The organism is Calothrix sp. NIES-2098 (assembly GCF_963875125.1).
GTDB lineage: Bacteria > Cyanobacteriota > Cyanobacteriia > Cyanobacteriales > Nostocaceae > Aulosira.
Genome location: NZ_CAWNKJ010000001.1, coordinates 7,247,498 through 7,273,819 on the forward strand (window position 1 = coordinate 7,247,498; position 26,322 = coordinate 7,273,819).

A 26,322-nucleotide genomic window follows, 5' to 3' on the forward strand; every position below is an offset into this window, starting at 1 on the left:
TCATTTCCTTTTACTGAAGTGGAAGTCGCTGAATTAAGAAAAATGCTAAAGCCGCACTACCTAGAGGAACGGTCAAATTATCAATACCTAGAAACGAAAATGCTTCTAAACCAGTAGCGACAACTGCCACTATTAAAGCTACTACCCAAGTTTGCCAAATATTGCCTTGAACACCGAGCAAAACTAAACTACTCACAAGCCAACTAACCAGGGTCATCGTCAAAGAACCTTCCCAGCTTTTTTGTAAGCCAAACACTTTATACTTATGTTTGCCAAAGCGTTGACCAATTAGCGCTGCTAGTCCATCTCCCCAGGTCATCACCAAAATTCCTAAAGCTGCATACTGCGGTTGTTGCAAGTACCAGAAGCAGCCAACTAAAATACCGAAACTGACAGAGTAAAAAAATGTCCCCAAACTTTGACGACCAACACTATTAATACCTGGGAGAATCGGAAAGCGGTAAGACAACAAAGTGACAGCGCTAGCTAGAATTGAAGCTGTAATGCCTATACTTGCAGGAATATTTAACCACCAAGCTAACAAAATCACATTGCCAGTACCAATATGAACTATCTTGCGGACAATTTCTGGATCTTTATGGGCAAAGCGATTAACTCCCCAGGCGATCGCTAAAATAAATAACACCCAAACCGCAACGATCGCAATTTGTAGCCATAAAGGAGAAATGGAATCTAAATCAGGAAATGTACTCACCAAAAATACTACTAGAAAGAAAATTTAGGCCTTTATTATCACTTTATTAGATTTAGTTGCCGCTATGAAACTATTATTGATTTGGCTGATTCGGGGCTACCGAATGTTTATTTCGCCGCTATTTCCGCCAACTTGCCGCTTTCAGCCGACTTGCTCGATGTATACTATGCAAGCAATTGAGAGATTTGGTGCTTGGCGCGGTACGTGGCTAGGAATTCGTCGCATCTTGCGCTGTCATCCATTTCATCCAGGTGGTTACGATCCCGTACCAGAGGTGGTTGAGAAAACAAAAGATTGCTGCTGATTTTAGACATTATCTATTCAATTATCTTAGGCTAAAGCCGCGTATCGTATTTTTTCTTAGAAGTTGTCCAGAGGAGCCAGTGCGTTGGGGAGCCACTGCGTTGGACGGGTCTCCCGGCTTGTTCGCTGAAAGCGTTCCCGCAGGGTAGCAAGTGGCGTCGGCTCTGCCGACTTAAAGCAACTGGCGTTCAAAAGTTCAAACAATGAACTCTTGACCATTAACCTTGACCCTTACTTAGTTAAGAATGAGACCTTATCATCAGATCCCAATCTGCGAGTGTAGCGAACCATTAGTAGAGATTCCTTTAAAACTATTTGCGGTAGAATCTCCCCATCCTTATGAAAAATTGGGCGCACCTTACGGAATACACTCTCCTTATCATCTGCGGCAGACTGTAGTTGAAAATTTAATTCAAGCTCAAAATTATTTGCAATTGCTGCATCCTAATTGGTACATCCAAATTTTTGATGCTTATCGTCCTGTAGCTGTGCAGCAGTTTATGGTAGATTACAGCTTTACCCAAGCCCTAAATCAGAGAGGACTGATTGAGGCGGAGTTATCGTCAAGCCAGCGTCAGGAACTTTGGGAATTGGTTTATCAAATTTGGGCTGCACCTAGCTTAGATGAAAAAACGCCCCCACCCCATAGTACAGGTGCAGCGGTAGATGTGACGCTAGTAAACGATCGCGGGCAAATTTTAGATATGGGTTCAGCGATTGATGAATTGTCAGAGCGATCGCTTCCCGATTACTATGCCAATAGCGAACATCCAGAAGCACAACAATATCATACTCACCGCCAGTTATTGCGGGATGTCATGTTAAAAGCTGGATTTCAACGGAACCCTAGAGAATGGTGGCATTTTTCTTTTGGCGATCAAATGTGGGCTTGGGTAAGTAATCAAACTAATCCGGAGAATTCTTTCACAGCTCGCTATGGGCGTTTTAAAATAGATACCTGATTTACAGCAGATTTCAGGTAAATAAAGTATAGGTGGAAAAATATTTCGAGATATTACTGAGGAGGTTATTTGACCAAGCGTTCATTTGGACTAAAAGCTATTGTTTTTTATAAAGCTTTTACTGCCGCACTATTGATGGTTACTTCTATAGCTTTATTATTTGCACTAAAAAATTATCAATATCTTGAAGATTTTTCAGATGATTATGTTTTAGAAGGTAAAGCCAGAATTATTGATTGGATTGTCGAAAAAATACTTAATTTTAATCCTAAAACATTAGCCTTTAGTGGAATTGGTGCCGGACTTTATTCTATTGTAACTGCCATTGAAGCGATTGGTTTATGGTACGAAAAGCGTTGGGCACATATTTTAGTATTAGTACTAGTAGGTATCAGTATTCCTCCAGAAATTTATGAGTTAATTAAAGGAATATCTCCGATAAAATTAATCGTATTTCTGATTAATGTCGCAGTGTTCTGGTATTTATTGCGAAATTTCCCCAAGCATAAACATTAGTAAATTTTTACCTTCTGCCTTTCTCACTTTTGTAAAAGCGCGATCGCACAATGCATAATTTTAACTTCATTCACAATCCGTTCTAATTCTGTAGAAAGGGTAGTTTGTTCGCGCACAGCTTGTAATGTAGGAGTGACAGTGTTGGGATGTGTGGATATTTCTGATATTCGCGCTGTATGTAGCTGTTCAATTTCATTGTGAATTGCTTCAACATAACTATCTAGTTCTGGTAATGGTTGCGGTGACTGTTGCTGTTGCAGTGCATCAGCTAAATTTTCTAAAACTTGGATAATGGTATCAGCAAGTTGCTTGAATTCACTAAATTGATAATTGCCGCTAAATTCCCGTAAATGTTCGGCTAAAGTTGTTACTGAACTGAAAAAGGCGCGAATGTAGATCGTTAGCGTCATGACAGGTTCGACCTCGCCCTGAACGTGACGGGGTTCGCTAAACAATCGTTGTGCAGCCGCCTCAGCGTTGGCGTTTTCTAGTGCCGCTTGATGACGTAGCGTGCTAATAGAATCAGCAGTATTTTGTTGGGAATTCAGATAATTAGCAATAACTTGTTGAAAGTAGACAAGATTTGCTCGCATTGTTTTTTCTAGTTGTGTGGGGAGTTGCTGACGTTCCCAACTAGGAAAAAGCAGATAACTACCCAGTAATGCTAACAATCCCCCAGCTAGGCTATCAACAATCCGCAATACTCCAATTTTCCAGCCACCTGTACTAATAACGTTAAGTAACAGAATGACGACTGGAGTCAGCAGAATGGTAAATATGCTGTAGCTTAAAGGTCGCACTGACATCGCAGTAAACATCAACAGCAAAATACAAACTGCGATCGCTAATGGATTTTTAATCAGTACGACTAGCGTAATACCGATAATTCCACCTAAGAAAGTACCGAGAACTCTTTGCACTGTTGTCTGCGATGTTCCGCCAAAATTGGGCTTAAGTGCAACTACAGCAGTTAGCGTTACCCAATAGCCTCTGGGAAGTTGCAATACTGAGGCGACTAGTTCGGCAATGGTTGTAATTAAAGCTAAACGTAACGCATGACGAAACAAAACTGAATCAAAAGTCAGGTTATCCCGCAACGTGTCGATGATGGAAAAAGGTTCTGGTTGTGCTGGGGGAGAAATTTCTCGACAAATATGACTGCGCCGTTTTCCCGTACTTAAATCTGACACAATTTCAGCATCGGTATGAATTTGTTGTGTCAGCTTTGTCAGACTGGTGACAATCTTCCGCAAGTTAACTAAATCAGAATATTCATCAGTTTGAATATCGCTTGTGCGATCGACAACTTGACTACGCAATATTTGCCATTGATGTTCTAATGCTTCAATCGTTCGATTCAAATCCCCCAGGTGAACTGAGCTTTTACCTTTGGCGATCGCTTCTGATAAAGTTTGCAGTGCAATCGCCAACTCTGCCATTACTTGCGAAATTTCTCTCTGCAAACCAGAAAATAACGGGCGTGGCGATGCGATCGCCAACAGTTCCACTGCTGCCACAATAGAATTAATTATTTGGTTGGCATCTTCAATTAAAATTAGTAACTGATTTCCCCGTAAACTCACCGTTCTTTGTCCAGTCCAGACAGCAGCCCAGGTATTACGGGCAGAAGTTAAATCCTGTGTCACAGTATCCTGAGCTTGCAAAAATTGCTGTGCCCAATCTTGAAGATCCTCCGGATTTAATACCCTCTGGCTGGCTAATTCGGCAAATTTACTCAATGAGAGATAACAGTTAGCAGCTGCTTGGATGACGGGTATGTAAGGACGTATAACCCACAACCCTAATGACAGCACCATTGCCCATATTCCACCAGCCAGACATAATAAGCATTGCAACAGTACAGTAGATAAATCGGGAAATGAAGCAAATCTAGCCAGCGCAACAACAAACATAATCGAAATTACCAAGCTGACAGAAGCCGCTAAACTTCCAAAAAGCCCTGCTAAACCTGCGATAAATATGACAATGAATGTTGTGGGAAGAGCTAACCAAAAGGTGCTGCTAACTAAGTTTGCTAACAGTAACGCTACAGTTACCCCGATAGTTGCTGCTACCATCGCAGTGGCCTTCTGACGATAAGCTCCGCCCACATCCACCATACTCACGAACATCGCCGCCATAACCGCGATCGCACTTGCAGCACCATGACCTGTTATAATTCCGACTGCAACCGGAACACCTAGCGCGAACAGAGTCCGCAATCCGTAGGCAAATGCTGGCTTTCCTGGCTTGAGTTGAAACTGCTGTAACAGCCAACTAAGAGAACCTCGATCTGTAGATGGCATTATTTAGGCTGGAGATTGTTAAAAAAAACTAGAGAGCGATCGCTTCTTCAAGAATTGTAACTAGATATGACTGTGCGGCGAATAGTTATTGTCAATCTCTCGACTTCAAAGCTTCATCATTGGACTTCCGAACACGAATTGTCGAGTCAAAAAGGCGATTGTTGAAGTTCAGAACACAAATTGTCGAGTAAAAAAGGCGATCATTCGAGTTCGGAACACGAATTGTCGAGCAAAAAAGGCGATCGTTCGGCTTCAGAGCTTCACAGTTTGACTTCCGAACACGAATTGTCGAGTAAAAAGGGCGATCGTTCGGCTTCCGAACACAAATTGTCGAGTTAAAAGCGCGATCGTTTTCACTTGAAACAGGAATTGTCGAGCAAAAAGGGCGATCGCTTGTTGTTTACGATGCGATCGCTGGTAATCTCGTTGCATTGTATATTTACAGGAAATTTAGCAACAAAAAAATCTCTCTTCGTGCTTTCCTAATTGCCCAAGCATTGAGACACACTATGATTAAAACTAAAGTCTCTAAGAAAATTATGTTAGATGAAACGAATCTTGAACAGCGTTTAGCGACTCTTGAACAAACAGTCGCGGATCTCAAACGTCGAGTTATAGATGCACCTACCTCTAGTAATTGGCTGGAGAAAGTTATTGGCTCAATCTCGGATGAACCAGCATTTTTGGAAGCTTTAGAGTATGGTCGGTCATTACGCCACGCTGACATATTTACTGATGAAGCTGGCGAGTAACTGTGAGATATCTATTCGACACCGACCATATCAGTTTTCTTCAACGACGTTCAGGATCGGAATTTTTAATATTAGCTGCTCGTATTGCCCAGTATCAACCTACAGATTTTGCTTTTTCTATCGTTAGTTTCCATGAGCAAGTAATTGGCGCTCATACCTTTATTACTCGTTCCCAAACACCAGGTGATGTAGTTCGGGGATATACTCTGCTAATGGAAATCATTTGGGGGTTTTCCGCAGCACCAATTTTACCATTTGATGCTGGAGCAGTCGCCATATTTGAAGGATTAAGAGCGCAAAGAGTTCGCATCGCCACGATGGATTTAAGAATAGCTGCGATCGCACTTTCACGGGGCTTAGTATTATTGACTCGCAACACTAGCGACTTTAGCAAAGTTCCAAACTTGATAACACAGGATTGGACAGTGTAAACTCCACAGTGAACTAAACAGTCAAAAACATACCCTTGACCCTCACTGTTCAGCTTTTGAACTCGAAACTTGCACCTTGTAACACCAATTGTCGAGTTCAAAAGGCGATACTTCGACCTCTGAACACAAATTGTCGAGTAAAAAGCGCGATCGCTTGACTTTTAACCCTCTTCAATCGGCAAACATCTCAGCTAAGATATCGATAACTGCTCTTTGCTCATCAGAACTAATCGTACCGAGACGATTAATTAATCGAGTTTTATCTACTGTGCGAATTTGATCTAGAACAATCTGCCTATCTTTGTCTTGAAAGCGACAAGCTACCCTTGTGGGATATGGCTGACCTTTTGTAGTCATAGGTGCAACAATGACCGTAGCAATATGACGGTTCATCTCGTCTGGTGAAATCACTACACAGGGACGTGTTTTTTTAATTTCAGTGCCAATAGTGGGATCGAGATTAACAAGGAACACATCAAAACGCTTGATTACCATTGCCATTCAGCCCGATCCCAGTCTGTTGTATTAACGTCATCTAAGAGAACATCATCGTGCCGTTCTGCCATTGTGGCAAAAGCTTCGTCCCACCCAACCCGTAATTTTGATGCTGGACGAAGAATTAAGCGATCGCCATGCACCTCAATTTCCACCTCTGTACTAATACCACTTTGCTCTAACAGAGGTTTGGGAATACGAATACCTTGAGAATTACCGATTTTCACTATTCTGGTTCTAATAGCTGCGCCCATGTTGAGGTCACTTTGGAAATAATGGTAATTACATTGTAGGCACAAGTGAATAAATTCTCAAGAGCAGCAAACAAATAGGCGATCGCGGCATCAATTTTTTCTCTAACATTCTTTACCCCAAATCTCTCAGGAATAATTTCTGCTGAGAAAACTGATCTCCTTGGAGAAGAAACCAGGATAATGAAGCATAATTAACATTTATAGCTTTGAATTACCAGCCACAAGCAAGCAGCTAAAATGCTGATTAATCAAAGCTTTCGATTCAACTCCACAAATTGACTATGAATCCAGAACCAGTCAAAAGTTCTCACAATATTTCGCCAGCGATACGAGTAGGAGTACTGGGTTTCGGCGGACTCGGACAAGCAGCCGCCAAGGTACTTGCTGGCAAACGGGAAATGATTTTAGTAGCAGTGGCAGATCAAAAGGGCTTCGCTTATGCTGCTGAAGGTTTAAATGTTAAAGAATGTATTGCAACCTACCAATCTCAAGGTTCGGTGGGTTATTTAGAACCAGTTGGAACTTTAACAAATAACAGCATTCAAGATTTAATCGATACTCAACAACCTGTGGATGGGTATTTTCTGGCTTTACCCAATTTACCCAATGACTTTATTCCTTTTGTGGCCAAGCAGTTTATCGCCGCAGGTTGGCATGGGGTGCTAGTAGATGCAATTAAGCGCACCAGTGCTGTAGAACAACTACTAGCAATGAAAGAAGAACTGCAAGCCGCCGGTATCACTTACATGACAGGATGTGGCGCGACACCTGGATTATTAACAGCCGCAGCCGCTTTAGCCGCCCAAAGCTACGCCGAAATTCACAAAGTTGAAATTACCTTTGGGGTAGGAATTGCTAACTGGGAAGCTTACCGCGCCACTGTTCGCGAAGACATCGGCCATATGCCTGGTTACTCAGTGGAAGCTGCTAGGGCGATGAGTGATGCGGAAGTAGAAGCACTACTAGATAAGACTAACGGTGTGCTGACTTTAGAGAAAATGGAACACGCCGATGATGTGATGCTAGAATTTGCCGGAATATGCGATCGCGATCGCGTTACTGTTGGTGGTGTAGTGGATACGCGCAATCCTAAAAAGCCTCTCAGTACCAACGTTAAGGTTACAGGGCGTACTTTTGAAGGGAAAATTTCCACCCATACCTTTACATTAGGCGATGAAACCAGTATGGCAGCCAATGTCTGCGGCCCAGCTTTTGGTTATCTCAAAGCTGGTCAGCAATTGCACCAACGCAACATCTATGGAATTTTTACGGCTGCGGAAATTATGCCGCAATTTGTGAAGTAATTTCTTGTCCGCAAAAATACAAAAACTTACGTATTATTGCGGCTAATCGATTCTGTGGAACCATTAGCGAAATTTTAAGTAGGGCATTTGCCCTACTTAAACTATTTATGTATTTTATGCAGCGTTTTGCCGATACCACTCAATGGTATTCTTTAGCCCCTCTCGGAAGCTGACTTGGGCAGTGAAATTAAAAGCTTGCTTTGCCCTTTCGGTATCTAAACAACGGCGAGGTTGACCGTTAGGTTTATCTGTTTCCCAAACAATTTCCCCGTCAAACTCCATGAGTTCGCAAATCAGAGTAATTAAATCCTTAATAGAGATTTCATACCCTGTTCCTAGGTTCACTGGTTCAGCATCGTTATAGAATTGCGTACCCATAACAATCCCTCTAGCCGCATCTTGAGAATAGAGGAACTCACGGGTCGGACTACCATCACCCCAAACAGGAAGTTGCTTTTCGCCTTTAACTTGAGCTTCGTGAACTTTGCGAATTAACGCCGGAATCACATGGGAACTTCTGGGGTCAAAGTTATCTTCCGGCCCGTATAAATTCACGGGTAGAAGGTAAATGCCGTTAAAGTTATACTGCTGGCGATAAGCTTGCAGCTGGACTAACAGTGCTTTTTTGGCAACGCCGTAGGGAGCATTGGTTTCTTCTGGATAACCATTCCACAGGTCATCTTCTTTGAAAGGCACCGGGGTAAATTTGGGATAAGCGCAGATAGTGCCAACACAGACGAATTTTTCTACTCCAGCTTGATAGGCAGCATGAATTAGCTGAGTCCCCATAATCAAGTTGTCGTAGAATAACTCTGCTGGTTTTTCGCGGTTGAGGCCGATACCGCCAACGTGAGCTGCTAAATGAATGACAATATCTTGTTGGTCAACTACACGTTGGTTATTTTCCCAGACACGCAGATCGCACTCACGCGATCGCGGTACTGTAATTTTATTGATATCAGCCCCTGCCTGACACAGCTGATCGATTACTTGACGACCTAGGAAACCCGATCCACCAGTAACGAGAATCCGTTTATTTTTTAGTTCTAAGGCAGTCATATTTTTATCCTCAGCAGTGTGTGTGAATCAAAAGTGGAGAGCGCCCAGTTGTTGCCGAACAGTCGCAATATCATTTAATACAGATGAACCACTTCCATTCGCCGCAGTAACGCCAAGTGCCTGTAGGTCTGCTTCCACCATCAGCGCTACCAGTCCTTCAAAAGTTACCGATGGTGTCCAACCTAACTTTTGGCGTGCCTTAGTAGCATCACCAATTAATAACTCTACTTCAGCAGGGCGAAGATAGCGCTCATCAAACTCTACATAATCTTGCCAACGGAGATTTACATGACTAAATGCTAACTCCAAAAATTCCCGTACAGAATGGGTTTCACCAGTCGCAATTACGTAATCATCTGGTTGCTCTTGCTGCAACATTAGCCACATAGCTCTGACGTAATCCTTGGCATAGCCCCAATCTCGCTTGGCATCCAGATTGCCCATATAAAGCTTTTTCTGTTTACCAGCAACAATTTGCGCCACAGCCCTAGTAATTTTACGGGTAACAAAAGTTTCACCGCGTCGTGGTGATTCGTGATTAAAAAGTATACCATTACAAGCAAACAACGAATAAGATTCACGGTAATTTACCGTCTGCCAATGAGCATAAACTTTTGCACAGGCATAAGGACTACGGGGATAGAAAGGCGTGGTTTCACTTTGAGGCACTGCTTGCACTAAACCATACATTTCGGAAGAACCAGCTTGATAAAAGCGCACTTGAATTCCAGTACGCCGCTGGTAATCCCGAATTGCTTCCAACAAACGTAGTGTTCCCATCCCGACAGCATCTACTGTATATTCTGGTGAATCAAAGCTCACTCTTACATGGGATTGCGCACCTAGATTGTAGATTTCTTGTGGCTGTACTTCTTCTAAAATCCGGCGTAGTGTCGTACCATCTGTCAAATCGCCATAGTGTAGAAATAACCGCACGCCCTCTTTGTGAGGATCTTCATACATATGATCGATGCGGTCTGTGTTAAAGGTAGAAGTCCGGCGAATAATACCATGAACCTCGTAACCTTGCTCTAGCAAAAACTCACTCAGATATGAACCATCTTGACCAGTAATACCGGTAATTAATGCTCGTTTCTGTTGCGTCATGCCTAGGGATTCCTTTGTTATCTTCAGTAAAAAAAAGTTACAGCCTAACTGATACAAGCTAGCAGTTAATCACTAAATTGCCTAATGGGAAACCTACGAATCTTCCCCATCACTGTAAATTTAAAGTAAATAAATATACTTATATAAATTTATTTAATAAGCATTTTGGCTGTATAAAGGGCAAAATTCTGGCATTTTTATCTAAAATTTTGATATATCTTTACCAAAACTTTATATTAAGCAGTATTTTATTAAGCCTGAATAATTTTTCGGAAAGATTATTTTTTATTAAGATAAAAATATTCAGCGTTAAGATACTATGCGTTTAAATTTTATACTTAGCACTTGAGTTTTCAAGAGAAGCTAGCGTTTATAGCGATCTATGTTCTCAAGTTGGGGAACTACACAACGCCGCAGATCCTCAAGGCTGAACTGCCGATGCTGCTAATACCACGGTTCTGTCTGTTCTCCACTGGAACAGCCCTAAAGCAAAATTATTAAATTTAGACGCACATAAGCTTAGTTGTTTTAATTATTGAAAGTGGCTCAGTAATTCTGATTTAGGGGCATTAACTGCCCCACAGAATCTACTGTTTAAGTATTTTTTCAGTAGGCTCCATTATTTTTAGGCATAATAACTACATCAATTGTTTTCAAGATGATCCATAAATCGAGCCAAAAAGTTCTAAATTTGACATAATGTAGGTCTATTTGAACTCTTCTAGGATAGGGAATGTCATTGCGCCCAGAAACTTGCCACAATCCTGTAATTCCCGGACGGATCGTTAAAATCCGATCGATGTGGTAGCCATATTTGGGAAGTTCTTCAGCTACTAAAGGTCGCGGGCCAACAACACTCATATCCCCTTTTAAAACATTCCAGAACTGGGGAAATTCATCTAAGCTAGTAATTCGCAAAAACCGCCCAATTTTAGTAATTCTGGGGTCATGTTTAAGCTTAAAGCTGCTTTCAAATTCTTGCCGCATCTGCGGGGATGTTTCCATCATTTGTACGAGAATTTCATCAGCATTGCTCACCATTGTGCGAAATTTAATACAATTAAAGGGCTTGTAGTTTTTACCTACCCTTTCTTGTACATAAAAAATCGGACCTTCTGAGCTGCAAGCAATCAGTAAGGCCAGGATTAAGTACACAGGGAAAAATACGATCAAAACAAACAGAGAAAACACAATATCAAACAGGCGCTTGGCAAACTCTCCGTTTAAACCTTGAAAAGACAAACCTTTGGGTTTTATCCTAGGAGTCTTTTTTTGTTGGCCCCTTTTTAACAAAGTACGCGCAGACGTACTAGCGTCTTGCCGTAGGCCTCGCTTGCCGGAGAGGAGTGAGCTCTGGGCAGTCATCATACTCCTTAACAATCCACACCACACATAGTCCCAATCTTAAATCTAAAACGAGGTGCTTCTGGGTCTAAATTTCCAAAAGCTACAAAACAATTACAAAAATCTTCACCCTTACTCCAAAAAAGGTGTTTTTTTGCTGCACCGTTCTACAAAATTGAGATAGCGATCGCCAAAAACCTGTCGGGAAAACTGGCTAGCGTGCGATCGCAAATATACAGGATTAAACGCGTTTTGATACATTTCAAACTTTTCGACTGCTTCTACTAAAGCAGCTTCTGTTTGTACGTTAAAGAAAATACCTGTACTTGTATCGCCACAAGAGCGAATATCTCGTACAGTTTCTAACGCGCCCCCTGCACCATAGGCAATTACAGGTGTACCACAAGCTTGTGCCTCAACTAAAGCAATACCAAAATCTTCACAAGCTGCGTACACAAACGCCTTTGCTCTAGCCATATATTTTTTCACTACATCATCAGGTTGCCATCCCAGTATTTGGATATTAAAATTTGCTATTTTGCGAAGATATTTCATCTGTGGGCCTGTACCAATTATTACCAATGGTTTTTGCAGTTGATTAAAAGCTCGGACAATTAAAGATACTTGCTTGTAACTTACTAACCGGGAAACTATTAGATAAAAGTCTTCTTTTTCAGCTACAAAAGGCATGACATCAACATTAACTGGCGGATAAATTACTTCTGCTGTTCGCCGATAGCAGCGCCAAATTCGACGAGCTGTATGCTTGGAATTGGCAATAAAATAATCAACACGATTTGCTGATAATACATCCCACTGACGTAAACGATGCAATAAATATCGCGTTATCCATCCAGTTATACCCTTTCCCAATCTGCTTTGTTGCAGGTAATCAAAAGTCAAGTCCCAAGCATAACGCATGGGACTGTGACAATAACAAATATGTAATTGTTCGGGAGTGGTAATCACTCCTTTTGCTACCGCGTGCGAAGAAGATAGAATTACATCGTATTGGCGTAAATCCAATTGTTCAATCGCTAATGGCAAAAAAGGTAAGTATTTTTGGATACCATTGCGAGCATGGGGAAAGTTTTGCAGGAAAGTCGTGCCAATCTGACGCTGATATAAATAGCTTTTAGGATTGCTGGATTCAAAGTCAATCAGGGCATACAAATCCGCATTGATATGATTCAGAATCTCTTGCACAACTAGTTCTGAACCGCCAGTGGCTTTAGGTGTCAGCCATTCATGAATCAAAGCATATTTTAAGGGCACAGCTAACTTAAATAAGTGGAAAATACAGCAAACAAATTGTCAGGTTAACTGAAAAGTTTCCCTTTGCGATCGAGGAATGGAAAGCAACCCAGATTTCACCGAAGACGTATTTCTTTTAAAACAGGTTCCAGAGGGATACTACAACCTGATAACCTCAAACATGGGATTAAATACCGGGTATTAAGTATCCGGTATGGAGTAGAAATATTTTCTAGTTCTTACTTCGCAATCCCTTGACAAAAAATGACATAGGAAGTAGTAATTTATGAGAATTTTAGTTATAGGTGGCACTCGGTTCATCGGTATTTACTTAACTCAACTGTTAGTAGAACAAGGACATGAGGTAGTGCTGTTTAATCGTGGTAATCGACCTGCACCTTCATTACAGGGAGTAGGACAAATTATAGGCGATCGCACTGACCCTACTCAGTTAAAAACAAAGTTATCACAAGAAAATTTTGATGCCATTTTTGACAATAATGGGAGGGAACTTACTGATACTCAACCACTGGCAGAAATTTTCCAAGACCGCGTACAACATTTTGTATACATGAGTTCGGCTGGTGTGTATCTTAAATCTGACCAAATGCCACATATAGAAGGCGATCCTGTAGATCCTAAAAGCCGTCATCGGGGTAAGCATGAAACAGAAGCCTATCTAGCTCAAATCGGCATACCCTTTACCTCGATTCGTCCCACCTATATTTATGGGCCGCGTAATTATAACGATTTAGAAAGTTGGTTTTTTGATAGAATTGTCCGCGATCGCCCGATTCCCATCCCTGGTAACGGCTTATATATCACGCAGCTTGGTCATGTAAAAGATTTGGCAAGAGCAATGACTAAAGTGTTAGGGAATCAGCAAGCAATAGGGCAAATTTATAATGTATCAGGCGATCGCTATGTCACTTTTGATGGTTTAGCCCGTGCTTGTGCGAAAGCCACTGGCAAATCACCCGAAGCTGTGAAAATTGTTCATTATGACCCGAAAAAATTTGATTTCGGTAAACGCAAAGCCTTTCCCATGCGGGGACAGCATTTCTTTGCATCGGTGAATAAGGCTCAAACCGAATTAAGCTGGCAGCCTGAGTATGATTTGATATCTGGGCTGACTGATGCCTTTGAAAATGATTATCTAGCATCTGGGCGAAACAAAGCTGAGATTGATTTTTCTGTAGATGAAGAGATTCTACAAGCTTTGTGAGCGATAGAAAAATTTGAACTCAGATGAAGAGTGCTGAGGGGGGAATGTCACTCATTACTCAGCACTGAATAGGTAAAGGTGCAAGCTAAAACTAGCACCTCTTTGCGTAAAAATTCACCTAAGATGTATAAGACGAATAATTTGAGAAAATATGCAAACACTATTAGTCACTGGAGGAGCCGGATTTATTGGAGCGAATTTTATTCTCCAAGCGAGAAAGACGCAATGGGCTAATATAGTTAATTTAGATAAGTTAACTTATGCTAGTAACCTCCAAACCTTAGCAGAACTCCAAAACGACCCAAACTATCGTTTTATTCAAGGTGACATTGGCAACGCAGAATTAGTCAGCTACCTCTTAGAACAGTATCAGCCAGATGCAATTATTAATTTCGCTGCGGAAAGTCATGTTGACCGTTCTATCCTGAGTCCTCATGACTTCATCCAAACTAATGTTGTCGGAACATTTCAACTACTAGAAGCAAGTAGACTCTACTGGCAAACACTATCATCGCTAAGACAAGAAAAATTTCGCTTTTTGCATGTGTCTACAGATGAAGTATACGGCTCGCTCCAACTACAAGACCCAGCCTTCCGCGAAGATACGCCCTACGCACCCAATAGTCCTTACGCAGCGTCGAAAGCAGCATCCGATCATTTTGTCAGAGCTTACTATCACACTTACGGATTACCTACTTTAACAACCAATTGCTCAAACAACTACGGGCCGCGTCAGTTTCCAGAAAAACTAATTCCTTTGACTATTCTCAATGCTCTAGATGGTAAACCACTACCCATATATGGGGATGGTCAAAATATTCGCGATTGGCTTTATGTTATCGACCACTGCGAGGCTATATATCTTGTTTTGCAACAGGGGAAAGTTGGTGAAACCTATAATATTGGCGGTCTGAACGAACAAGCTAATTTAACAGTTGTGGAAAAAATTTGTGCTATTTTAGATGACTTAGCTCCCAAATCGGATTTTCATTACTCTTCTTTAATTACTTTTGTGAAAGACCGTCCCGGTCACGACAGAAGATATGCAATTGATTGTACTAAAATCAACCGCGCTCTAGGTTGGCAACCTCAAGAAAATTTTGACAGTGGATTATTAAAAACAGTTCAATGGTATCTTAATAACTCTGATTGGATCAATCAAGTGCGCTCAGGTGCTTACCAAAATTGGCTAAAACAAAACTATGAGAATCGGAAATTTTAAATCATTTGTAGTTGAACACAAATGACCGATGATAAATGACAAATGGCAAATATTATGAAAGGTATTATTTTAGCTGGTGGCTCTGGTACACGTCTTTATCCGCTAACTTATGCTGTTAGCAAACAGCTAATGCCAGTGTATGATAAGCCCATGATTTACTATCCCTTATCTATATTGATGCTGGCAGGTATTCGGGACATTTTAATTATTTCTACTCCTAAGGACTTACCTTTATTTGAAAAAATTTTAAAAGATGGTAGCCAGTGGGGTTTGCGATTTAGCTATATTGAGCAGCCAAACCCAGAAGGATTAGCACAAGCTTTTATTCTGGGCAAAGATTTTATTGCTAATGAGCCAGTATGTTTAATTTTAGGCGATAACATTTTTTATGGTCATGGTTTAACAGAAGTATTAGCTAGGGCTGCAAGTCTTCAAGAAGGTGCATTAGTTTTTGGCTATCAAGTAAAAGATGCGAGCCAATATGGAGTAATTGAATTTGATAGCAATGGACGAGCTATTAGTATTGAAGAAAAACCTCTAAAGCCTAAATCTAAGTATGCTGTACCTGGTATCTACTTCTATGATTCTCAAGTAGCAGAAATCGCTGCTAGCCTTAAACCTTCTGCTCGGAATGAACTAGAAATTACTGATTTAAATATAGCTTACTTGAATAAAGGTCAATTACAAGTAGAAATTTTGGGTCGTGGATATGCATGGTTAGATACTGGTACTCATGAATCCTTACATCAGGCGGGTAACTTTATCCAAACGCTAGAAGAACGGCAAGGTTTAAAAATAGCTTGTCTTGAAGAAATTGCCTACACCCAAAGCTATATTGACTCAACCCAGCTCCTTCATTTAGCTGCATCTATGGCTAAGAGTAGTTATGGTCGTTATTTGATGTCTATTTTAGAGAACGATCGAATATCTCAAACCATAGAAGACAATAACGGAATGGTAAAATCTTCTCTAGACATACAGCCATCTGGCTGGAATATATTGAATGAAAAAACAATAAAAATAACAAAACCAGATTATAAATAAATCTCTGCATAATATATCCTTACAGTTTGTAGTCTACTGTAATAAAGCAGAAATTTTAGTATTACAAAGGATAGAAGAATGCAAGTAAAACAGACAGAAATTCCTGATGTAATAGCGATCGAGCCGCAGATATTTGGAGATGAACGCGGTTTTTTTTATGAAAGTTATAACGAAAAAGCTTTGTTAGAAAAGGCAGGAATTGCTGAACATTTTGTCCAAGACAATCATTCTCGTTCTGCCAAAAATATCTTGCGTGGTTTACACTATCAAATTCAGCAGCCTCAAGGAAAACTTGTAAGAGTGGTAGTAGGAGCAGTTTTTGATGTAGCTGTAGATTTACGCAAAAGCTCTAAAAGTTTTGGTCAATGGGTTGGTATAGACTTGACAGCCGAAAATAAACGGCAACTTTGGATACCACCAGGTTTTGCGCATGGTTTTGTGGTGCTTTCTGAATATGCGGAATTCTTATATAAAACTACAAATTACTACGCACCACAATATGAACGCACGCTGATGTGGAATGACCCCGATTTAGCGATCGCCTGGCCAATTGAAACAGAACCAGTCTTATCTGCTAAAGATAAAGCTGGAATTTTGTTTCGAGACGCAGAGGTATATGCATGAAAATTCTCTTGACAGGTGTAACTGGACAACTAGGTTGGGAATTGCAGCGCACCCTGCTGACTATAGGTGAAGTCATACCTGTGGGGCGTAGTGTCAGTGACCCAAGTTTGCAAATGGATCTAGCTCAACTAGATAGTATTCGCCGCACTATTAGGGAAGTCAAACCAGACTTAATTATCAACCCGGCGGCTTATACAGCAGTAGATAAAGCAGAATCAGAACCAGAATTAGCAATGGCGATTAACGGTATTGCGCCAGGCGCGATCGCCCAAGAAGCCAAGCAATTAGGTGCAGCTGTTATTCACTATTCCACAGATTATGTCTTTGATGGTAAAAAAAATACTGCATATACTGAGCAAGACCAAACCAATCCGCAAAACATCTACGGTAAAACAAAGCTCGCAGGAGAACAGGCGATCGCATCTGTTGGCGTACCGCATTTAATTTTACGTACTAGTTGGGTTTATAGCTTGCGAAGTAAGAATTTTTTACTCACAATGTTAAGGCTGGCTCAGGAACGCGAAGAAATCAGAGTTGTTGATGACCAAATCGGCGCACCTACTTGGAGTCGCACAATCGCTGAAGCCACAGCCCAAATTCTATCTCAGGCTCCAGAGAATATATCTGATTTTTTAGCAAGTAGAGGTGGACTGTATCACTTAACTGCTAGCGGACAGACTAGCTGGTATGGATTTGCCAAAGCAATTTTTGAGCTTGATGAGAAAAAGAGCGATCGCAAGTTGCAAAGATTGATTGCGATTACTTCTCAGGAATATCCCACACCAGCCAGCAGACCAGCTTATTCGTTATTAGACAGTCAGAAATTATCTAATACATTCGGATTGCTTTTACCAGATTGGGAAAGAAGTTTAGAGTTAGTGATGCAGAAATAACTAATTTAGTTGAATCTTAAACTCATGGTTTCTCGGCGCAAGCTTCTAAAATTAGTAGGACTAGTTTTAGCGGTCTGGATTACTATCATACCTGCTAAGATAGCGATCGCTTCTTACCAAGCCCCCATACCACAGGCAATTTTCGTTCTGGGAGGTGATTTTGCCAGGATCGAGTTCGCCGCCAAGTTTGCCCAGTCTCACAGTAATTTAGATATTTGGGTTTCCGATCTCACCTCAAATTTGGAATCTATTCGCTTAATTTTTCACAAATTTGGTGTTGTAGATCGAAGGTTACGCTTAGATGGTCGCGCCACAGATACAGTAACTAATTTCACGACAATGGCAGCAGATTTTGTCGATCGGAAGTTACAGCATATTTATCTGATTACATCGGATTATCACATGAGAAGAGCAAGAGCGATCGCAACCATTGTTTTGGGTAGCCAAGGAATTACAGTTACACCTATTGCAGTACCTTCAAAAGGCGCTAAATCCGAAACTTTGCTAAGAGTGTTACGAGATTTTGGGCGATCGATTTTGTGGGTTTTAAGTGGACGAAGTGGCGCGAGTTTAAACCCTCGTCTCAGCTGAGATAGCCGAAGAATAATATCTCAATCCTGATGGTAATCAATCTGTTTAAACCCTAATTTAAAAGCAGGGGAATTTGGCTGCAAGCGAAAATCATCGCGTTCGGGAGCAACAAATAGTGGATTAGCAATCAAAGAATTTTTATCTCTACCTTTTTGCTGCCATTCTTGCAATGACAGCTTACCAAAGCGAAAATTGCCCTTACCTTCATACCAATAAAGATTACGATCTAATAAATACTTAGAATCATCCCATTTCCCATCGCGATCGAGCAGTTGTCCCTGTTTCCAGTAAATAATATTGCGCTCAAAGCTAAAGCTGATATGAGATTCTGCTCTCGATATCCGAATTTGTGCCAACCGACCAAAAGCGAAAATATTATTGCGGATCGAGTTATCTTTACCGTAATGTAGATGAAATCCTCCATCTCTAGTACGATAAATTAAGTTATTTTTTACTACAATTTGTGAACTTCCCTCATCTAAATAAATACCCCAACCTCCATAACTATAAGCATCAATATCATGAATAATATTGCCGCGAATTATTGTTCCTGGTTGCACGCCTAAGGTATAAATTCCACCTTTATCATTTAACAAGGGTCCATCACCATTCGATAATCGACCGATATGATGAATATGGTTAAATTCAATAATATTATTTTTAGTCAGGCTAGCTTGATAACCCCAAGTCCAGCCAACGGAAATTCCTGTGTAGTAAAAATCATGAATATGATTACGGCTAATTAAATTATTCGGTGAATTCATCACTAAAATTCCCACAGCACTATGGAAAATCGTGCCTCCATTGTGAATATGAGAGTTAATAACTTGAATGCTACTCGCGCCCTGAGTAACTTTGACTCCTCCAGCCCCTAAATCAGAAATTTGACAACTAATCACTGAATTATTTGCACAGCCATTAGCAAACTCAATCCCGTAATTACTAACATTCATAATCTGACAGTTTTGCCAAGTACAGTATCTTACTCCTTGTGCATAAATTGCCCCAGGAACGCCTTCTGCTGCTTGACCAAAGCCAGCCATTGGAGAATTGCTGGCATAGTACCATTCTGAATGGGCAAACTTCAGATTTTGAAATGAAAGATATTCTATAAATTTGTTATTTTCCGGACTACCTTGGAGGTCAACCAAGCGAGAAAGACGAGGAACAATAGCCTCTATTCTGCTAATATTCTCACTAGGTAAAGGCATATAGTAAAGTTTGCCTGAGTTTTTATCTAAATACCATTCACCAGGATTGTCTAAAACTTCCAGAGCGTTTTCCAGATAATATATTGCAGCAGATGAAGACTCGGATTTACCAGGTTCCAGACGATGAAGGCTAGGTAGACCTAAAGAGACGAGTCTTTGTTTTTCGTCTAAGCCAACAATATTTAAACGGGACTCAACCCATAAGGACATAACGACTATTTCAGCATTAGTAATAGTACTCCAATTTTTTAGATCTCCTTGACGATATCTAAATCGTGATTGTCCTTGATGCCAAGGAATGTTAAGAGTAGCGTCTGGTACTTCTGCAACGGGTAAGTAACCCTTGTTCGGGTAACGAGCACGAGTTCGCCGTTGGTTCCCTACCCAAAGCTGTCGAAAGAACCATTTATCTTGACGAACTTGCGGAATTTCCAACATCCATAACCTATTACCATTGATGACTACCGCTTGCCATCCCGAAATACGCTGACCGCCACTAATTATCGGTTTCTCATTTTGATAGGCTGTGTAAATAATGGGACATTTTTGTGTACCAGAATCTTCTGAGTTAAATGTCAATGGTTGAGCTAAAAAGTATGTACCACCTCTAATGAAAACGGTAACGGGTTGTTTTAAGATACCTCCTTGTTGACGCTTGAGTTCGCGAATAGCGTTGCGCGCTCTTTCTAGAGTTGCAAATGGCCCATCTGTTTGAGTTTTATTCCGATTTGCCTGTTTGCCTGTCCAAGCATCATTACCATCAGGAGCAACATAAAAGGTAGTAGATTTAATACCATTAGCATTGTTTGCCAATACTGCTAGTTGCTGCTGAAATTTAGCGATTATAGAGCTAAGAAATAAAGGAGAAGCGGTTAACCAGCCCAATCCCATCCAACCAAGAAAAGAGCGGCGATCCATATTTGTTTCCTTTGATACAATAATGCTTGAATTAGCCTAGTAGTAATTGTTAAAAATTTCTAGCGATCGCCTGAAGTCATTATATCTTAGGAAATTAAGCAAAAATCTTTTCAATTTAAGAAGAGGATACTGACAATACTTCTTTAAATAAGATTTTATAAGCCTGGTTGGTTTGAGCAAAACTATACTTATTTCTAGCTACTTCTGCGGCTCTCATTCCCATTTCCGCACATAAATCCCGATTATTTGCTGCAAATTGAATTGTCCGAACCAATTCTTCAATGTCACCTGGTTTAATTACCCAACCGATATTTTCTTCTCGCACAACTTCAGCTAGTTCCGACCAATCATCTGCAACAGCAACGATAGGTTTGCCAGCGGCCATTTGATTGTACATCCGGCTAGGTACCGAAACTCCAGCCATCCCAGGCATAAAAGCAATTACAGCCAAATCACAGGCATTCAAAAATATTACCTGCTCGTTGCGCGGTCGAGGAGAAAGAATAGTAATATTTTCTAATTTTTGAGACTTTGTATATTCTTCTAACCAAGCTTTCTTAGCGCCAAAACCCAAAAAAATCCAGCAAACATCTTTACTAATTATTGTTAGCTCTTTTGCTGCTTCAGCTAAATACTCAATCCCATGAGTTTTTCCCATGTTACCTGCATACAGAATTACAAAGCGCTCCTTAACTCCTAATTCCTGAATTAGTTTATTTTTGTCTCTAACAGTAGGGTAGATAATTTCGTTTTCTGCCCAGTTTGGGATACAAACGACCTTTTCTTTCTCTTGCTCGGGTAACTTAGCATGAATTAGCTTTGTCATATCTCTGCCGAGAGAAATAATTCGATCTGCCTGGCGATAAAGAAAAGAATTAGCAACTTGACCAATTTTCACTAACAATGATGAGGAAGATACAAAGCCTGTAGCACTCAAAACCTCAGGATAAACATCATGAACAAGTAAGACACAACGAGAGCCTTTTAATAATTTTAGAAATATCGCGATAAAAGGTAATAAAGGTGGATTAGTAACAACTAAAATAACATCTTCATCTTTACATAGACTTAGAGCTTTCCAGAAAATTGCTAGAGAGCGCGTTAGTATATTGATTAATCTTCCAAGTAACCAATCTTTCTCGAAGTTAGTCCCCCTACATCTAAACAACTCAACATTATTTCTAAATTCATGACAAGGATAATCTACAGATTGCAAAAAATTACTTGCTGGGCCTGTGATTACTTTGACCTCATAATCTTCAGCTAACCCTTCAGCAGTGTTTGTAAGTAGATATCCTGTAGAAGTTTGCTCAGGAAAATAGAGTTCCGTCAAAACCCAGATTTTGGTCACTATTGCATACTCCTAAATTCCTAAACGCTTTTTCCAGCTTTGTACAATTTCTATAAATATCCGATCTAGATTGACAGAAATATCCCAGCCTTTCAATTCTTGTCGCATTTTTGAAAGATCTGAAATATAACAAATATGATCGCCAATCCGATTTTGCTCAACGTACTCGTAAATTTGGGGTTTACCTGTAATCTCTTCAACTAGAGAAAATGCTTCCAAAATAGAGCAACTATTCTGCCTTCCTCCACCTATATTATAAACTGCTCCAGATATTGGTTGTTCAATGAAAGCATCAATCGCTCTAGCTACATCTAAAGAATGAATATTATCGCGTACCTGTTTACCTTTGTAACCAAAAATTTTATATGTTTTACCTTCTAAATTGGACTTTACAAGGTAACTCAAGAAACCATGTAGCTCAACACCAGAATGATTTGGTCCAGTTAAACATCCGCCTCTTAGGCAAGCTGTCTTCATCCCAAAATATCTACCGTACTCTTGCACATAAATATCAGCTGCTACTTTAGAAGCACCAAATAATGAATGCTTGCTCTGATCGATTGTAAATGTTTCAGGAATACCATTTAAATATGCTATATCTGCATAATCCCAACGACTATCTAGTTCTTTAAGCGGAATGTAATTGGGAGCATCGCCATATACTTTATTAGTACTCATATGTATAAATATGCCTGCTTCCCGCTGAACTTGATAGTAAGCTTCTAGCAAATTAACTGTCCCAACAGTATTAACATCAAAATCATCAAAAGGACGAGAAGCTGCTAAATCATGGCTAGGTTGGGCTGCTGTATGAACTAATACATCAGGCTGAATTATAGATAGTAATTCTTGGCATCCCTGTCTATTACGAATGTCTAATTCATGATGCTGAAAGTTGACAAATTTTTCTTGTAGTCGCTTTTGGTTCCAACGAGTATCACCTGTAGGACCAAAAAAATTAGCACGCATATTATTATCGATACCATGTACTTGCCATCCCATATCTGCAAAATACGCAACGACTTCAGAACCAATTAAGCCAGAAGAACCAGTGACTAGCATTATTGCCATAACTAATTTTTTATCTATCTAGAATTTATGTTATTTTTGTGCTTTATTTAAGTTTTTGATTGTTTTTTGTTTTAAAAGCAAATTTACAATGTTTTTAGCTAGAGCAAAACGCCATGTTATCATTTGTAAAATTCCTGCATGAGCAAAGGCTCCACGACCTGTGTTATTACTATGCCTTCTATGCTGTATCAGAGGTTCATCTATGTAAAAAGCCTTTCCATATATCCCATTAACTATCCCAATCCATATATCATGCATTGGAATGTCAGTAGGAAAAGGGAGAAAAAAATTAAGCATTTCTTGTCTAAAAGCTAAAGTACAACCATGATGTTTACTTTTGATAAAATTTGACAGTGGGTCTTCAACAAACTTTCCCCTTTGTTGAAAGTAAGAATCTCCTATTATCTGACCGTTATCATCAATAATTTGTGCATCACTCAGTACTAATGTAATATCTGGGTATGTTTGAAATACTTCTAAAAAGTTTTGTACTTTACCTGCAAGCCAGATATCATCTTGATCGCTTAAAAACACTAAATTTCCAGTAACATTGTTAAGAGCTTTTTCAAAGGATTTAATCACCCCTATATTTATTTCATTTTTGATTAACTTTACTCTGGAATCTTTAATACTTTCAATTATTTTTGTAGTATTGTCACTAGAACAATCATCAATCACGATCAATTCGTCTTCGTCTCTTAACTGTTCTAAAATAGATAAAATTTGAAGTTGTATATATTTATCTCCATTATAAGCCGCCATACATACTGTAATTTTCATAGTACTTACTGAATTAACTTATAAATATAGCCAAATATAAATACGTAACATAATGGTAAAAAAGTTCCAGAAAAAACAAGCATATTATCAAAAACATTAAGTAAAATCATAGTATTTAGTATAGAAAAACCTGTTACATAAAAAACTCCTGATACTCGTCTTAATAAATTCAAAGTGACTTTTATTAAAAAAATCATATATATATATATAATTATCATACCAGCCCAACCTAGAAAAGAATAAGCTTGTGCATACATTGTCCCAGTTGTGAGAGCAGGATTAATTAGATCTTGATCTGCATAATCTTGAGTTATATATTTAGATAGAAACCGAGGCATAATTTCCCGCACAAAAAATAAAAAATATTCATAATTGATAGGCCCATCAATGTTAGCGTCTATATTATTTTGGAGATTGGCTATGGGCGATGATATATACAAATATGACCAAAAATATTCTTTAGGAATTAAAGATTCTTTAAAACTTTGGCTAGCCCCACCGAATATTAAAATAAATTCTTCGTTACCAGGAACTCTGATATTTCCCATCCAACCGAAAAGGTAGAGTAATATAGTAATAGCTATCAATATATAAACAATATTTTTTATTTTTAGGGTGTTAGTAAAAAGAAATACAAAAGCAATGGCTATTAATATAACTACAATTGTGCCTCTACTAAAAAAAATAAAAATTGGTAAATAAAGACTTAAATGATATAATAAAAATTTTCTTTTTCTATGTGATAAATAAACATGAAATACGTAAATCGCATAAAAAGTACTTAAAGACATTATCAAAGGGTGCAACAATGGAATTCCATATTCATTGTTGCCTGCCTCTATACCTTGGAAGACCTGTAAAATAGGTATATCGGGGTACAATATTACTTCGATAGCTGACAAAAAATAAATTAATGCAATTATATATAAAATTTTATAATCATAAGGGAGATTAGTTAATTTCTCTTCCTTATGTTTCAACAATCTAAAACCTAATATAAATGAAACAACAAAAGTCAATCCGAGGAAACTTAATAAGCTTAATGAAAAGGGTGGATAAATTTCAGACCATCCAAATGAATAAATAGTTATTGAAATTGCAAAAGATATAATATATAAAAAATACGGATTATTGATTAACATTTTAAATAGTTTTGTATTTATGTTTGGAAGACGATTTATTTTTATTAATTAAAATTATTTTCTATTTCAAAGCTTTTACTAGTATGGCTTTGATGACTTGATATATATATGCAATATAGTCTTTCTCTTCTCGCAAAACATTAATTACTTCGTTCTGAGCATTCATACTATTTTGCACGCTGATGCCTGTTCTTCTCATGTAAACAGATACCATATTTACAAATTCTATATTTTTAGAATTTTTAATAGCTTTATATAAAACAGGAAAGTCCATAGCATATTTAAGTGAGTTTGGAAAATGATTATTTTTTAGCAGTTCTTTTGAGCATATAACTGTCTCATGAGCAACATTGAACTTAAATCTCAAAAGAAAGCTTTTTGGCAATGCTCTACTAATAGTTAAACCTTCTTTATCAAAAAATATTTTTGAATAATAAAAGTCTCGATATTTCAGTTTGTGCAAACATGAAAAGTACAACGCAGAAAAAAATAAATCGTCTGAGTTAATAAAATTAATAAAATCTCCTTTGGCCAAGTTGAGTCCTTTGTTAAAAGCATCACTTATCCCTAGATCTGGCTCGCTCACCCAATAATCCAGTTCATTTTCATATTGTTTAATAATTTCTATCGTTTTATCTGAAGAACCTCCATCAATAATAATGTATTCTACGTTTTCATAAGATTGATTAATTACAGATTGAATGGTTTGTTCTAAGTATTTTTCTCCATTAAAAACTGCTGTAATCACAGAGATTAAAGGTTTATTATTAGTTGATTTTTTAAATAAACCTTTAGTTCTTAAACCACCTTCTCCTTTTCGTTGTGGGTGAGGTTGAATAAACCAATTACTCTTGATATTCTTGCTATAACTATTGATAATTAAGGATGGTTCGATATTGAAATAAGTTGTAGCATAGCTTCTTTGTAAAACTTCTGTTTCTATAGTGATAGGCAATGTGAAAGGATGATTCAATGGTAAAAGTAAATAACAATGTTTAATACTCTGCCAATACTGACCAATGAGAAAATTATTTGGCAGGTCTGCAAATATATTTTGTGCTAATCCAGTTGAACTTTTACATAAATAGATAATTACTTTGTGTCGAGGATGTTCATTTTTAAGGTGTTTATCTAAAAGATGTGACTCACTCCAACCATGATCGACAAGATTTTGCTTAAAAATTTCTGAACCCCAAGCATAGCGGACATCTATCTCATAAATTTGAGAATCTTCACTTAGACAAGTTAATGATTCTAAACCCTGCCACCCAGCCATATTTTCGCTTTTATGCGAAATTACTTTGACTACAGCAACCAAGGAAACGCACAATTTTAAACTATTAAGAAAAGACAGATAAGTACTAAATTCAGGTAATGGTTCGGTTAACCTAGATTTAGGTTTAGTAAATAAATTTTCTAATTGATGAAGCATTAAGTTTACCCTACAA

General features: G+C 39.0%; 27 protein-coding genes. 12 read left to right on the forward strand and 15 right to left on the reverse strand.

Features of this window, described 5'->3' with window-relative positions; all coding sequences use genetic code 11:
• Positions 1 to 10: 10 nt before the first annotated feature.
• Positions 11 to 718, reverse strand: a complete 708-nt coding sequence (locus AACU33_RS30465) for a diacylglycerol/polyprenol kinase family protein (protein ID WP_096594009.1) — start codon at positions 716 to 718, stop codon at positions 11 to 13.
• A 61-nt stretch (positions 719 to 779) separates the two neighbouring features.
• Here AACU33_RS30465 and yidD point away from each other — a divergent pair, with 61 nt between their 5' ends.
• From yidD to AACU33_RS30480, 3 genes are all read left to right on the forward strand, one after another.
• Positions 780 to 1,019: a membrane protein insertion efficiency factor YidD gene (gene yidD / locus AACU33_RS30470; RefSeq protein WP_096594011.1), complete on the forward strand. Its 240-nt coding sequence runs from the start codon at positions 780 to 782 to the stop codon at positions 1,017 to 1,019.
• A gap of 244 nt (positions 1,020 to 1,263) precedes the next feature.
• Entirely contained in the window at positions 1,264 to 1,980 is a 717-nt protein-coding gene (locus tag AACU33_RS30475) for a M15 family metallopeptidase (protein WP_096594013.1), read from the forward strand.
• A 69-nt stretch (positions 1,981 to 2,049) separates the two neighbouring features.
• Positions 2,050 to 2,496 (forward strand): DUF2127 domain-containing protein, encoded by a 447-nt coding sequence (locus tag AACU33_RS30480; RefSeq protein ID WP_096594015.1) that lies wholly within the window; start codon positions 2,050 to 2,052, stop codon positions 2,494 to 2,496.
• A gap of 23 nt (positions 2,497 to 2,519) precedes the next feature.
• Here the strand turns inward: AACU33_RS30480 and AACU33_RS30485 are convergent, their stop codons facing one another.
• Positions 2,520 to 4,802: an FUSC family protein gene (locus tag AACU33_RS30485; RefSeq protein WP_096594017.1), complete on the reverse strand. Its 2,283-nt coding sequence runs from the start codon at positions 4,800 to 4,802 to the stop codon at positions 2,520 to 2,522.
• Between the two features lie 252 nt (positions 4,803 to 5,054).
• On the reverse strand, positions 5,055 to 5,234 hold the full coding sequence (locus AACU33_RS30490; protein WP_339376380.1) for a hypothetical protein: 180 nt from the start codon (positions 5,232 to 5,234) through the stop codon (positions 5,055 to 5,057).
• Between the two features lie 77 nt (positions 5,235 to 5,311).
• On the opposite strand from AACU33_RS30490, the gene AACU33_RS30495 reads away from it, so the two are divergent.
• Both AACU33_RS30495 and AACU33_RS30500 read left to right on the forward strand, forming a co-directional pair.
• A complete protein-coding gene (locus AACU33_RS30495) occupies positions 5,312 to 5,554 on the forward strand; it encodes a transferase hexapeptide repeat containing protein (protein ID WP_339376381.1) in 243 nt (80 codons plus the stop codon).
• A gap of 2 nt (positions 5,555 to 5,556) precedes the next feature.
• Entirely contained in the window at positions 5,557 to 5,985 is a 429-nt protein-coding gene (locus AACU33_RS30500) for a type II toxin-antitoxin system VapC family toxin (RefSeq protein ID WP_096594019.1), read from the forward strand.
• A gap of 171 nt (positions 5,986 to 6,156) precedes the next feature.
• Here the strand turns inward: AACU33_RS30500 and AACU33_RS30505 are convergent, their stop codons facing one another.
• Complete coding sequence (locus AACU33_RS30505; RefSeq protein WP_096594021.1) at positions 6,157 to 6,486, reverse strand: type II toxin-antitoxin system PemK/MazF family toxin; 330 nt, start codon at positions 6,484 to 6,486, stop codon at positions 6,157 to 6,159.
• The gene (locus AACU33_RS30510; protein WP_096594023.1) at positions 6,474 to 6,734 is read right to left on the reverse strand and encodes an AbrB/MazE/SpoVT family DNA-binding domain-containing protein; all 261 of its coding nucleotides are present in this window, start codon (positions 6,732 to 6,734) and stop codon (positions 6,474 to 6,476) included. The genes AACU33_RS30505 and AACU33_RS30510 overlap by 13 nt, the downstream gene beginning before the upstream one ends.
• Before the next feature lie 281 nt (positions 6,735 to 7,015).
• On the opposite strand from AACU33_RS30510, the gene bioU reads away from it, so the two are divergent.
• Positions 7,016 to 8,038, forward strand: coding sequence for a (S)-8-amino-7-oxononanoate synthase BioU (gene bioU / locus AACU33_RS30515; protein WP_096594025.1), 1,023 nt, complete (start codon positions 7,016 to 7,018; stop codon positions 8,036 to 8,038).
• A 114-nt stretch (positions 8,039 to 8,152) separates the two neighbouring features.
• Here the strand turns inward: bioU and AACU33_RS30520 are convergent, their stop codons facing one another.
• The 4 genes from AACU33_RS30520 to AACU33_RS30535 all read right to left on the reverse strand — a co-directional run bounded on the left by AACU33_RS30520 (position 8,153) and on the right by AACU33_RS30535 (position 12,823).
• A complete protein-coding gene (locus AACU33_RS30520; RefSeq protein ID WP_096594027.1) occupies positions 8,153 to 9,097 on the reverse strand; it encodes a GDP-L-fucose synthase family protein in 945 nt (314 codons plus the stop codon).
• 27 nt (positions 9,098 to 9,124) lie between these two features.
• Positions 9,125 to 10,204 (reverse strand): GDP-mannose 4,6-dehydratase, encoded by a 1,080-nt coding sequence (gene gmd, locus AACU33_RS30525; protein ID WP_096594029.1) that lies wholly within the window; start codon positions 10,202 to 10,204, stop codon positions 9,125 to 9,127.
• A gap of 606 nt (positions 10,205 to 10,810) precedes the next feature.
• A complete protein-coding gene (locus AACU33_RS30530) occupies positions 10,811 to 11,569 on the reverse strand; it encodes a sugar transferase (RefSeq protein ID WP_096594031.1) in 759 nt (252 codons plus the stop codon).
• Between the two features lie 111 nt (positions 11,570 to 11,680).
• Entirely contained in the window at positions 11,681 to 12,823 is a 1,143-nt protein-coding gene (locus tag AACU33_RS30535) for a glycosyltransferase (protein WP_096594033.1), read from the reverse strand.
• Between the two features lie 265 nt (positions 12,824 to 13,088).
• Between AACU33_RS30535 and AACU33_RS30540 the strand changes: the two genes are divergently transcribed.
• The 6 genes from AACU33_RS30540 to AACU33_RS30565 all read left to right on the forward strand — a co-directional run bounded on the left by AACU33_RS30540 (position 13,089) and on the right by AACU33_RS30565 (position 18,401).
• Positions 13,089 to 14,027, forward strand: coding sequence for an NAD-dependent epimerase/dehydratase family protein (locus AACU33_RS30540; protein WP_096594035.1), 939 nt, complete (start codon positions 13,089 to 13,091; stop codon positions 14,025 to 14,027).
• A gap of 151 nt (positions 14,028 to 14,178) precedes the next feature.
• Entirely contained in the window at positions 14,179 to 15,249 is a 1,071-nt protein-coding gene (gene rfbB, locus AACU33_RS30545; RefSeq protein WP_096594037.1) for a dTDP-glucose 4,6-dehydratase, read from the forward strand.
• Positions 15,250 to 15,303: 54 nt separating this feature from the next.
• A complete protein-coding gene (gene rfbA / locus AACU33_RS30550) occupies positions 15,304 to 16,293 on the forward strand; it encodes a glucose-1-phosphate thymidylyltransferase RfbA (RefSeq protein ID WP_096594039.1) in 990 nt (329 codons plus the stop codon).
• A gap of 78 nt (positions 16,294 to 16,371) precedes the next feature.
• Positions 16,372 to 16,917 (forward strand): dTDP-4-dehydrorhamnose 3,5-epimerase, encoded by a 546-nt coding sequence (gene rfbC, locus AACU33_RS30555; protein ID WP_096594041.1) that lies wholly within the window; start codon positions 16,372 to 16,374, stop codon positions 16,915 to 16,917.
• The gene (rfbD, locus tag AACU33_RS30560; protein ID WP_096594043.1) at positions 16,914 to 17,810 is read left to right on the forward strand and encodes a dTDP-4-dehydrorhamnose reductase; all 897 of its coding nucleotides are present in this window, start codon (positions 16,914 to 16,916) and stop codon (positions 17,808 to 17,810) included. The genes rfbC and rfbD overlap by 4 nt, the downstream gene beginning before the upstream one ends.
• Before the next feature lie 24 nt (positions 17,811 to 17,834).
• Positions 17,835 to 18,401 (forward strand): YdcF family protein, encoded by a 567-nt coding sequence (locus AACU33_RS30565; RefSeq protein ID WP_096594045.1) that lies wholly within the window; start codon positions 17,835 to 17,837, stop codon positions 18,399 to 18,401.
• 20 nt (positions 18,402 to 18,421) lie between these two features.
• On the opposite strand, the gene AACU33_RS30570 is transcribed toward AACU33_RS30565, so the two are convergent.
• From AACU33_RS30570 to AACU33_RS30595, 6 genes are all read right to left on the reverse strand, one after another.
• Positions 18,422 to 20,530 (reverse strand): right-handed parallel beta-helix repeat-containing protein, encoded by a 2,109-nt coding sequence (locus tag AACU33_RS30570; protein ID WP_096594047.1) that lies wholly within the window; start codon positions 20,528 to 20,530, stop codon positions 18,422 to 18,424.
• A 115-nt stretch (positions 20,531 to 20,645) separates the two neighbouring features.
• On the reverse strand, positions 20,646 to 21,881 hold the full coding sequence (locus AACU33_RS30575) for a glycosyltransferase family 4 protein (protein WP_096594049.1): 1,236 nt from the start codon (positions 21,879 to 21,881) through the stop codon (positions 20,646 to 20,648).
• A 12-nt stretch (positions 21,882 to 21,893) separates the two neighbouring features.
• Positions 21,894 to 22,952: an NAD-dependent epimerase/dehydratase family protein gene (locus tag AACU33_RS30580; protein WP_096594051.1), complete on the reverse strand. Its 1,059-nt coding sequence runs from the start codon at positions 22,950 to 22,952 to the stop codon at positions 21,894 to 21,896.
• A 30-nt stretch (positions 22,953 to 22,982) separates the two neighbouring features.
• Positions 22,983 to 23,732 carry a glycosyltransferase family 2 protein gene (locus AACU33_RS30585; RefSeq protein ID WP_096594053.1) on the reverse strand — a complete coding sequence of 250 codons (750 nt, stop codon included), beginning with the start codon at positions 23,730 to 23,732 and terminating at the stop codon, positions 22,983 to 22,985.
• A gap of 5 nt (positions 23,733 to 23,737) precedes the next feature.
• Positions 23,738 to 24,874, reverse strand: a complete 1,137-nt coding sequence (locus tag AACU33_RS30590; RefSeq protein WP_096594055.1) for an O-antigen polymerase — start codon at positions 24,872 to 24,874, stop codon at positions 23,738 to 23,740.
• 61 nt (positions 24,875 to 24,935) lie between these two features.
• Positions 24,936 to 26,306 carry a glycosyltransferase family 2 protein gene (locus AACU33_RS30595; RefSeq protein ID WP_339376382.1) on the reverse strand — a complete coding sequence of 457 codons (1,371 nt, stop codon included), beginning with the start codon at positions 26,304 to 26,306 and terminating at the stop codon, positions 24,936 to 24,938.
• Positions 26,307 to 26,322: the final 16 nt, after the last annotated feature.

Bases quoted from the DNA above. Each gene is read 5' to 3' on its own strand.
- yidD (WP_096594011.1), top strand. From the start codon at position 780: ATGAAACTATTATTGATTTGGCTGATTCGGGGCTACCGAATGTTTATT.
- AACU33_RS30475 (WP_096594013.1), top strand. From the start codon at position 1,264: ATGAGACCTTATCATCAGATCCCAATCTGCGAGTGTAGCGAACCATTA.
- AACU33_RS30485 (WP_096594017.1), bottom strand. From the start codon at position 4,802: ATGCCATCTACAGATCGAGGTTCTCTTAGTTGGCTGTTACAGCAGTTT.
- AACU33_RS30490 (WP_339376380.1), bottom strand. From the start codon at position 5,234: ATGCAACGAGATTACCAGCGATCGCATCGTAAACAACAAGCGATCGCC.
- AACU33_RS30495 (WP_339376381.1), top strand. From the start codon at position 5,312: ATGATTAAAACTAAAGTCTCTAAGAAAATTATGTTAGATGAAACGAAT.
- AACU33_RS30505 (WP_096594021.1), bottom strand. From the start codon at position 6,486: ATGGCAATGGTAATCAAGCGTTTTGATGTGTTCCTTGTTAATCTCGAT.
- AACU33_RS30510 (WP_096594023.1), bottom strand. From the start codon at position 6,734: ATGGGCGCAGCTATTAGAACCAGAATAGTGAAAATCGGTAATTCTCAA.
- bioU (WP_096594025.1), top strand. From the start codon at position 7,016: ATGAATCCAGAACCAGTCAAAAGTTCTCACAATATTTCGCCAGCGATA.
- AACU33_RS30520 (WP_096594027.1), bottom strand. From the start codon at position 9,097: ATGACTGCCTTAGAACTAAAAAATAAACGGATTCTCGTTACTGGTGGA.
- gmd (WP_096594029.1), bottom strand. From the start codon at position 10,204: ATGACGCAACAGAAACGAGCATTAATTACCGGTATTACTGGTCAAGAT.
- AACU33_RS30530 (WP_096594031.1), bottom strand. From the start codon at position 11,569: ATGACTGCCCAGAGCTCACTCCTCTCCGGCAAGCGAGGCCTACGGCAA.
- AACU33_RS30540 (WP_096594035.1), top strand. From the start codon at position 13,089: ATGAGAATTTTAGTTATAGGTGGCACTCGGTTCATCGGTATTTACTTA.
- rfbB (WP_096594037.1), top strand. From the start codon at position 14,179: ATGCAAACACTATTAGTCACTGGAGGAGCCGGATTTATTGGAGCGAAT.
- rfbA (WP_096594039.1), top strand. From the start codon at position 15,304: ATGAAAGGTATTATTTTAGCTGGTGGCTCTGGTACACGTCTTTATCCG.
- rfbC (WP_096594041.1), top strand. From the start codon at position 16,372: ATGCAAGTAAAACAGACAGAAATTCCTGATGTAATAGCGATCGAGCCG.
- rfbD (WP_096594043.1), top strand. From the start codon at position 16,914: ATGAAAATTCTCTTGACAGGTGTAACTGGACAACTAGGTTGGGAATTG.
- AACU33_RS30565 (WP_096594045.1), top strand. From the start codon at position 17,835: ATGGTTTCTCGGCGCAAGCTTCTAAAATTAGTAGGACTAGTTTTAGCG.
- AACU33_RS30570 (WP_096594047.1), bottom strand. From the start codon at position 20,530: ATGGATCGCCGCTCTTTTCTTGGTTGGATGGGATTGGGCTGGTTAACC.
- AACU33_RS30580 (WP_096594051.1), bottom strand. From the start codon at position 22,952: ATGGCAATAATGCTAGTCACTGGTTCTTCTGGCTTAATTGGTTCTGAA.
- AACU33_RS30585 (WP_096594053.1), bottom strand. From the start codon at position 23,732: ATGAAAATTACAGTATGTATGGCGGCTTATAATGGAGATAAATATATA.
- AACU33_RS30590 (WP_096594055.1), bottom strand. From the start codon at position 24,874: ATGTTAATCAATAATCCGTATTTTTTATATATTATATCTTTTGCAATT.
- AACU33_RS30595 (WP_339376382.1), bottom strand. From the start codon at position 26,306: ATGCTTCATCAATTAGAAAATTTATTTACTAAACCTAAATCTAGGTTA.